Annotated in this window: 8 protein-coding genes; 5 read left to right on the top strand and 3 right to left on the bottom strand. The window is 41.7% G+C overall.

Annotation, left to right across the window (positions count from 1 at the left end):
* Positions 1-155: 155 nt before the first annotated feature.
* On the bottom strand, positions 156-1,154 hold the full coding sequence (locus tag B3J29_RS03955) for an alpha/beta hydrolase (protein ID WP_034581187.1): 999 nt from the start codon (positions 1,152-1,154) through the stop codon (positions 156-158).
* 275 nt (positions 1,155-1,429) lie between these two features.
* Between B3J29_RS03955 and B3J29_RS03950 the strand changes: the two genes are divergently transcribed.
* Together B3J29_RS03950 and B3J29_RS03945 are read left to right on the top strand one after the other, a co-directional pair.
* The gene (locus B3J29_RS03950; protein ID WP_005236076.1) at positions 1,430-1,873 is read left to right on the top strand and encodes a universal stress protein; all 444 of its coding nucleotides are present in this window, start codon (positions 1,430-1,432) and stop codon (positions 1,871-1,873) included.
* Positions 1,874-1,998: 125 nt separating this feature from the next.
* Positions 1,999-2,445, top strand: coding sequence for a universal stress protein (locus B3J29_RS03945; protein WP_005236077.1), 447 nt, complete (start codon positions 1,999-2,001; stop codon positions 2,443-2,445).
* A 36-nt stretch (positions 2,446-2,481) separates the two neighbouring features.
* On the opposite strand, the gene B3J29_RS03940 is transcribed toward B3J29_RS03945, so the two are convergent.
* Positions 2,482-2,691 carry a hypothetical protein gene (locus B3J29_RS03940; protein ID WP_005236079.1) on the bottom strand — a complete coding sequence of 70 codons (210 nt, stop codon included), beginning with the start codon at positions 2,689-2,691 and terminating at the stop codon, positions 2,482-2,484.
* Between the two features lie 209 nt (positions 2,692-2,900).
* A complete protein-coding gene (gene pepN / locus B3J29_RS03935; RefSeq protein WP_005236081.1) occupies positions 2,901-5,510 on the bottom strand; it encodes an aminopeptidase N in 2,610 nt (869 codons plus the stop codon).
* 680 nt (positions 5,511-6,190) lie between these two features.
* Between pepN and B3J29_RS03930 the strand changes: the two genes are divergently transcribed.
* The 3 genes from B3J29_RS03930 to thiM all read left to right on the top strand — a co-directional run bounded on the left by B3J29_RS03930 (position 6,191) and on the right by thiM (position 8,650).
* Positions 6,191-6,448 carry a hypothetical protein gene (locus B3J29_RS03930; protein WP_005236083.1) on the top strand — a complete coding sequence of 86 codons (258 nt, stop codon included), beginning with the start codon at positions 6,191-6,193 and terminating at the stop codon, positions 6,446-6,448.
* 168 nt (positions 6,449-6,616) lie between these two features.
* Complete coding sequence (locus B3J29_RS03925; RefSeq protein ID WP_005236086.1) at positions 6,617-7,777, top strand: hypothetical protein; 1,161 nt, start codon at positions 6,617-6,619, stop codon at positions 7,775-7,777.
* A 39-nt stretch (positions 7,778-7,816) separates the two neighbouring features.
* Positions 7,817-8,650 carry a hydroxyethylthiazole kinase gene (thiM, locus tag B3J29_RS03920; RefSeq protein ID WP_005236088.1) on the top strand — a complete coding sequence of 278 codons (834 nt, stop codon included), beginning with the start codon at positions 7,817-7,819 and terminating at the stop codon, positions 8,648-8,650.
* Positions 8,651-8,876 lie beyond the last annotated feature (226 nt).

The following is an 8,876-nucleotide window of genomic DNA, read 5'->3' as shown; positions in this document are numbered from 1 at the left end:
TTTCAACTTTTGCCAGTGTTGATCTGTCAGCATGGTACGAGGCATAGCGAATAGTAAAATTGGGTTTGGCGATTTGATTTTACTACTTTGCTATTTTTTAAGCTAAAAGTGTCAACACACCCTAGTTATAGTCTTAAGAAATAAATTATTTATAACTATATATTGAGGGGCGAAAGCTGATGTAAAAAATCCAGCGTCTTGATAAAAGTCTGCTGACTTTCTTTCTTACCCATAAAGAACTGATATTCATGAATCAGCCAGGCTTTAGATTCGGGATAAAAAACTTCTGTTACTGGAACCTGCTGCGCTTTTAGAGCTTTGATAAAAGGCAAGGATTGGGTATCAGTCAGAAAGTCCTTGTTGCCCCCGCTAATGAATACTGGCGGATACGACGGCGTAATATACTGGATTGGAGAAATACGTTTGAGAAACTCGGCATCATTTTTACGATCCCCTGTATAGGCCTGAATCAGGCTATATACCCCCCACTCTACGATCTTCATTTCATCAGGTGCAGTACTGGCAAATGACTCCAGGTCATAAATACCACAGTGCAGAATCAGACCTTTAAGCTGAGAGGGTTGCAGATAAGGCTGAAAATCAGATTGTTTGGCGAAGTCAGGATTTGTTAGAAGCGCAGCATAATGGCTGGCCATATTCGCCCCGGCAGAATCTCCGGCCAGATATAAATTCTGGGCATCAATCTGGTATTCGGCTGCATGTTGAGTAATAAACTCTAAAGCCTGATCAATCTGATGTAACTGACTTGGATAAATCGCTTGAGGTGCAAACTGATATTGAACCGATACCACGTTATAACCTTGCGCAGCCAGAAGTTTAAAATAACCCCGAGCATGTTCTTTGGAACCGGAAATCCAGCCACCACCATGAATCCACACAATAGTTGGTTGAGGGCCGATATTTTCGATATTTTGTGGTTGATACAGATCCAGAGATAGTTTTTGCTGCGGTTCATAGACAATATTCTGATGCACGATGACCGAACCTGGTGAATAGCGATCCATCACCTTTTGCTGCATCCCTGTGGTCAAATTAAAAGCACTCGCAATGACCCGGCTATTCTGTACAGTATTTTGACAGCCTGCCAAAATGATTGAACAGAGCAGCAATAAATGAATGGCAAAAAACCTCAAAACCTTCCCCATAGATCAGCCCAAAAATAAGCCTAGGCAGTTTAAACCATCCCCAGAAAAACAGCGTCATTTATTCTGTTATTTTTGATCAATAAAACCTGAATTCCTAGTTTTTCGCTCTGTTTTTTCTTTAATCAAATCTCTGCTTTCATGTGAAAAATATCTGTAATTTAAAGATTTTTTCCATTTTTCAGCTTTTTGCAATTGCACCCTTGGTTGCACTGTGCTATCAATAAATCAGAGCGTAAAAGACACACAACATGCGGAGAAAAATCATGGCTTACCAACATATTTTAGTCCCAGTAGACGGTTCAGATATTTCCTTTTCTGCAGTTCGACATGCAGCCAAAATTGCCAAGGCATTTGGCAGTAAACTTTCCCTAATCAGCCTGATTGCAGAAGACCCTTTTACCGAAGCTGACTTCTACTACAGTTCAACCATCATGAAAGAGTATTTTGCTCAGGCTCATGCCAATGCAAAAAATGCCCTAAAAGAAGCCACTGCAATTGCAGACAGTGAAGGTATAGAAGCAGATTCCCGCATTGTGACTGGTCTGGTGAATGCCGAACATATTGCTGAGACTGCAGAGGAAACCCAAGCCGATCTGATCGTCATGGGTTCACACGGTCGTAAAGGCTTCCAGAAAATGATTCTGGGCAGCTTTGCACAAGATGTTTTGGGCGCCAGTCAAATTCCGGTGTTAATCGTTAAAAAATAACCTGATTTGCGCATCTTCAAGGTGCGCAATTTTTTCAGGCAGTGTTTCTGTCTGAACCCTTCTACAGTGAACCTCCATTTTCTAAATGACCATTTCACTGCATATTCTAAAAATGAGGAGGCACCATGCAAAACTATGAACATATTCTTGTCGCACTCGATGAATCCTCGATGTCCTATGCTGCAGCTGAACATGCCCGTGAGCTGGCCAAAGCTTTTAGTAGTAAGGTGACATTGGTCAGTATTATTGCCGTAGATCCATTTAAAGGCGTGGACTTTTATAAGGTTGCTCCCGCAGTCACTGACTATTTCATGCAGGCAGAACAACATGCACTGGATCTTTTAAATGAGATCAAGGAAAATTTTGTGCATGATGGTACACAAGTCACGACCAAAATCATTCATGGTATGGCACCTTCTGAAGGAATTCTTCAGGCAGCGCAGGAAGTTCCGACCGATCTGATTATCATGGGATCACATGGCCGCAAAGGTTTGCAAAAACTGATGCTGGGCAGCGTGGCACAGAATGTCCTTTCCCAGTCCGAGATTCCGGTATTGATTGTGAGATCGTAAGACAGACAACAAAAAAGCCTGCTATGCAGGCTTTTTTTAGCGAACTTTTTGATTCAGTTCGTTCAGGAAGAGTTCAGCATCCAGCTGGCTATTAAATACTTTTTTGTATTCTCCAGCTTGCTGAATAGAATACGGTGTATATTGAAGGGAAATTTCAAACAGACCAGTCGCAGCATTTCTGCTGACATGGACCGCAATAATATGCCGAGTATTTAAATAAAAACCATCTTCGATTTTCACCAACATCTTGAATAAGACCTCTAGTATATCAATTTGAAGATTTCTTCATGTTTAATAGAAAAGTATAGTTTTACTTTCCTGTCTAGCCTCTTACTGTAAACCTTTTATGTGGCTGATTTCGCATTATAGGATTTTAAATGTGTTTAAATTCACCATTTAAAATAAGTAAATAATAAAAAGCCGGATCAGATGATCCGGCTTTTTACATAATGATCTTATACGCTTAACATGCTGTTCAATGTCTCAGAGACATTTTTCGATTTCACCTGTGGTTTTAAAGCTTCAAGTTGTGCTTTAACTTCACTGCGTTGTGGTTCAATCAGTGTATACCAGCGTGAAAGCACCTGAAGCAGACGTGAACCGACAATCGGGTTTTTCTGATCCAGATATTTCGCCAGCTCGATATAATGCTGTACACCAAAGCTCCAGGTATTGACCGGATTGGCATTCAAACCGCCACTCACCGCACGGATACGGTTTGGCACTTTCAAGTCATAATCCGCATGCTCAGTGAGTGCTTTAATTGTTTCTGCAGTCGCTTTTGGATGAGCTGCTTGCAGCATGAACCATTGATCCAGTGCCAGTGCTTCATCTTTAAAGCGGTTATAGAAATCATCCAGGAATGCTTTGGCTTGAGGTGCATCATTCCATACCAATACACGCAAGGCACCTAAACGTTCAGACATATTGCCTGTGTTTTGGTATTGCTGCTCTGCCAGAGCAAATGCACTTTCATCACCTTGACGTGCAATCAGCATCAACATGATATTTTTCAGTGCACGCACACCCATCGCCTGAGAGAAATCTGACTGTAGCTCAGGATCCAGACTCAGATAGATTTCTTTAGCTGTTGCTCCAAAGGCACGTGCCAATTTATGCAGCAAGGCATCACGTTTTTCCTGGATCATGGCCGGATTGTAGTCTGTATCAATACGGCTACCCAGGTAACCTTCAGCCGGTACATCAAACAGACGGGAAGCCAATAGCGGATCTTTCTGAATCAGATCAGGCAAGGTATTTAGCATTGCCTCGATATAAATTTCAGAAGGTTGATCATCCAGCAGAATGCGTTCTAATAAAGTCTGGGTCGCCTGCCACTGGTTAAAACCATTGGTTTCATATTGCAACAGGAACGCCAGTTCTTGTTCAGAGTAATCAAAATGAAGATCAACGGGTGCAGAGAAGTTACGCAATAAAGAAACCACCGGCTTGCTGGTTACACCGCTAAACTCGATGGTCGCTTCATCCTGATCAAACAGATACACCCCATCTTTGACGCCATTTTCAAATAAGGCGTCAGAGTTCAGGCTCAGCTGCTCACCGGTATTCGCATCAAACAAGGCCAAAGCCACTGGAATCGAAACAGCTTTCAGATTCGGATATTTCGGATGAGCTTTCAGGCTTTGCTTAAAGCTAAGACGATAAGTTTGTGCATCTGCATCATACTCACCTTTTGCGACCAGTTTCGGTGTACCTGGCTGGTTATACCAAGTCAGGAAGTTTGATAGATCCACACCAGAACCGGCGGTCAATGCAGCTACCCAGTCTTCAACGGTTACGGCCTGACCATCATGACGGCGGAAATACTCATCTGTACCTTGACGGAATTTTTCTTTACCGAGTAAAGTCGCCATCATACGGTTAATTTCCGCACCTTTTTCATACACGGTCGCAGTATAGAAGTTATTAATTTCTACAAAATGATCCGGACGCGGTGGATGCGATAAAGGGCCAGAATCTTCCGGGAACTGATGCGCTTTCAGGACTGCAACATCATCAATACGCTGTACCGCAGCAGACTGTAGATCTTCCGAGAAAGACTGATCACGGAATACAGTCAAACCTTCTTTCAGACACAGCTGGAACCAGTCACGACAAGTAATCCGGTTACCCGTCCAGTTATGGAAATATTCATGGGCAATTACGGACTGTACACGCATGATGGCAGCATCTGTTGTATATTCTTCATCAGCCAATACGCATGAGGTATTGAAGATATTCAGACCTTTGTTTTCCATCGCACCCATGTTAAATGCGCTAGTTGCTACGATCATGTAATTATCGAGGTCGTATGGCAGACCATAATGCTCTTCATCCCAACGCATGGAATGTTTCAACGCTTCCATCGCAATTTTGCATTTTGGAATATCTTTTTCCTCGGCATAGATTTCCAGTGCCACATCACGACCCTCTGATGTGGTATAGCGATCTTTCATTACTGCCAGATCCCCAATGACGCAGGCAAATAAATAGCTCGGCTTTTTGGTTGGATCTTGCCAAAGTGCATAGTGACGGTTTTCATCCACTTCACCCGTCTCAATCAGGTTACCGTTAGCCAGTAGAACTGGATACTTTTTGTCAGCTTCGACACGAGTGGTAAATACAGACAATACATCTGGGCGGTCTGGATAGAACGTAATTTTACGGAAACCTTCCGGTTCGTTCTGAGTTACGAACAGATCTGAACTGGCCTGATACAGACCTTCCAGCATGGTATTGCTTTCTGGATGAATCTTGACGACTGTTTCAATGGTCGCCTGATCTGGAGCATTGCTAATCACCAGTTGCTCAGTATCCAGAATATAATCTGATGCATTTAGTGGCTGACCATTTAACTGGATCGATTGCAGTTCGAGGTCACGACCAAGCAATACCAGATCACCTGCTGTTTGACGCTGCATCTCCAGTTTGCTGCTGACCAGCGTATGATCGTCATAGACTTGAATATTCAGGTCGATTGAATCTACAACAAAAGAAGGTTTTTGATAGTCTTTTAAATAAATGGTTTGATCTGCTTCGATCACCGGATTCGCCGCGATATTCATATAATGTCCTGATCCTTTATTGCACAGCTTCTAAGGCAAAAGATTGTCAATGTATTGATCATACGCCTTGATCTTGAACCTGTCTGTGCGTTTCATTTGTATTGTATATGGGAATAATTACTAATCTTTTCAATTGAGCTACATCAAAATATACGACAATCGCCTTATATTTGCCCGATATCTAAAATCCCCCTCTCTAAAACAACTTAAAGATAGAATAAAAAAAGCCCTCATCTGCACTATATGATTCCTCTATGCATGTTTCCTGCATATGCAAAGTATTATTCCAATATTAAAATTTACTGCCTGAGTTCAGAACAACCTTATCCAATTTAGATGCTGGGCACTGCAAAATCTGGCTTCTAAAAGATTAGGTTCTGGTTAATCTGCGTTCCGAATTTCACTTTAAATGCACAAATGACATGCACCAGTTTGAATGCATTTTGTCTCACCCAACAGCAACGGCAGGATTTAAAGAAAGATATATGCCAAGTTTTCAGCCAATATCATATTTTTTCACATTTTCTTATCTATTTGATTTAAAAATATATAATTTAGGATTAATAGCAATTCCGAAATACTGATTAAAAAATGAGCATGGTTTTTGCTACAGTTTAAGTGTGTTTTCTCCAAGCGCAAAGACTCCAAGAATAACGACAACAAAGAAATTGAGGTGAGCTATGTATTTAAAACAGCATGTGGTACGGATTGAAAATCTTAAAACACTTCAGGTTCTGGATCAGGCCAATATTGATCATAAAGTCATTGCCCTGTTTATGAGTTCTGAAGGCGTTCAGCTACAAGCGCATGAGGTCAGTGCGATTCTGAATACTTATGATGCACTCGGTGGCAAAAAGGTTCCATCCAAAAAAGTGCAGGCGTTGATTCAAGCGAAACATCAAGGAGAGGAAGACGAAACATTACCCTGCCCCGTTTAAAAAACGATGATCCAGTTTTCTTGAATACAGGGCTACTTCGGTAGCTCTGTTTGTTGAAAGGCTCTCTCCTCCTGAAATCTGCTGCATTAAAATATTCTCAAATGACGCGTGACTTTGATGAGCTGTGTATAATCGCAGTTTCTCTTTATTCTGGAGTTGTGCGCAATCATGGTATTCAACGTTCTGCAAAAACAGCTTGATGAAAGTACGCAGTGCCCGCTATGTAAGGCCTCCATGTACTGGATCGAGGCAGAACAGTATGATCAGGACATTACTTATCATGAATGCAGCCACTGCCAGCATCAGCTCTATACCGACCAGAAACATAACTGTTATTGCGATCAGTGTCTGGCTCAGCGTAAACGTATGCTGAAAGAAGTCCGTTTACAGGAAAACCGGAAAATTTATAAAAAGCAGGATCGGCATGAATATGAGCTTAATCAGCTCAGCTTTATTAGCAAACTGTTTCTGCTCTCGATTCTGGATGAACAGGTTCAGGAACATAGCCAGCATCAGGAATATATTGACTGGCATGCCATTAAATATTATTCCATCAGCCCGAATTACCTGTATCAGCATGGTCTGGTCAAAAATCTGCTGAAAGATCAGATTCTAATTCCTAGAGATATTCAACAAGAGAATCAGCAGTACTATATTAATGTACGTCTGGATGGCTATTCTGAGCCAAGCCTGTTCAGTATTACCCAGCAGTTGCGTTTCTGGTTCTATGAAAATCTGAGTAAAGGCGTGCCTTTTAAAAGTGCGGATGAAGTCAAAGATGCATTGTATTGTCTACTGTATCAGGAAGTCATTCAATTCGCACAGTTCTATTGCCGTAGCTGGGGTATCCAGATTGCGGGCAATCAAAGTTTTCAGGCTTTCTGCTATCGCCTGCTCGATGTTTTGGCTGTGGGACAGATTTATTATCTCGTGCAATCGGCCCTCGAATATCTGTATCAGCAGAAAGCTTTAAAACCACGAAATGAAAATTTCATTAATACCAATTTACTGAAAAAGACCCTACAGCAATATCGGGAACGTTCAGTGAATGAAAAATGGGAAACCTCAATTCTGCCTCGTCCACCACAATTGCCTTTGAGCAAAATGAGCAGCATTCTGTTTTTCCGCTTTCTTGGTTATGATGAAAATATTTTCTTCCAGCCGATCTGGCGTTCATGGCAGAAGATTGAACCACGCCTGAAATTTTATTCACAAAAACGCTGTATGCATTGCGGCTCACAAGAGCTTACTGTTGAATATGATGCCAGCGATTATGTCAGCCTGTTATGCCGTAACTGCAAACATCAAGACCATTATTTTACCCGCTAAGAATTTAGCAGCTCTATTCATATTTGAAAGATCAGGATGATGAATACTTCCGTGCAACAATTACAAAATACTCTTCTCGATCAGATCTGTGAAGCCTGGTCATTGCTTCAAGAGCAGCAACCATTGGTGCATGTGATGACCAATGCGGTGGCCAGCAACTATGTGGCCAATATCTTGCTGGCTGCGAATGCTTCGCCCGCTATGATTGATAATCCTTTTGAAGCAGAGAGCTTTGTCAAAATTGCTGGAGCACTCAGTTTAAATTTGGGAACGCCGACTACCGAACAGGTCGAGGCGATGCAGATCGCTGCTAAAACAGCACACAGTATCCAAAAGTCATGGGTACTAGATCCTGTTGGTTATGGAAATGTACTGCATTGGCGTTCAGGTGTTGTTGATCAGCTCATGACCTATCAACCCACAATTTTACGGGGGAATGCTTCAGAAATTGGTGCTTTGGCTGGAAAGAATATCGAGTCTAAAGGCGTCAATAGCACTGTTGATAGCTCAGAAGTTTATCTACAGGCGCAGTCCTTACTTGAACAATGTGAATGTATTGCTATTTCAGGTGAGTCTGATTACATCATTTCCAGAGATTATCCGGTGATTCAGGTTTTAGGCGGTTCATATTTACAGCCGCGCGTCACAGCAACTGGATGTGCCCTAGGCGCACTGATTGCAGCTTATAGTGCAGTCAGTTCTTCTGCGATCGCAGCACTCTCTGCTCATGTACATTTTGCAATCGCCGGTCAATTGGCTTTTGCCAAAGCAGCAACCTTAGGTCATTTTAATGCTGCATTTATCGATGAGATTCATCAATTGAACATAGAAACGATCCGTCAATATGCAGACTTTCGGATTTTGGCAGATTAAGCATCAGTCGGGTGTTTTATAATGAACACATGGAACACCCTATTACACTATTCAACTTATTTTTTAGATAATTAAATTCAGCCTTAATCTGGCAAAAATAATTTTTCAAGCGCTCAAGCTCAGTATTGTGTAAGCTTTGGATGAGCTTTTGTATCTCGAACTTGACTAATATCTTTCAAGATTACGTGAAATACATATTTTACCAATTAGGGTGTGTTGACACTTT

The sequence above is a fragment of the Acinetobacter sp. UBA5984 genome (assembly GCF_002429925.1).
Taxonomy (GTDB): Bacteria; Pseudomonadota; Gammaproteobacteria; order Pseudomonadales; family Moraxellaceae; genus Acinetobacter; species Acinetobacter variabilis.
The sequence above is the reverse complement of the archived record's forward strand: the minus strand, read 5'-3'. Positions and strand labels throughout refer to the sequence as shown.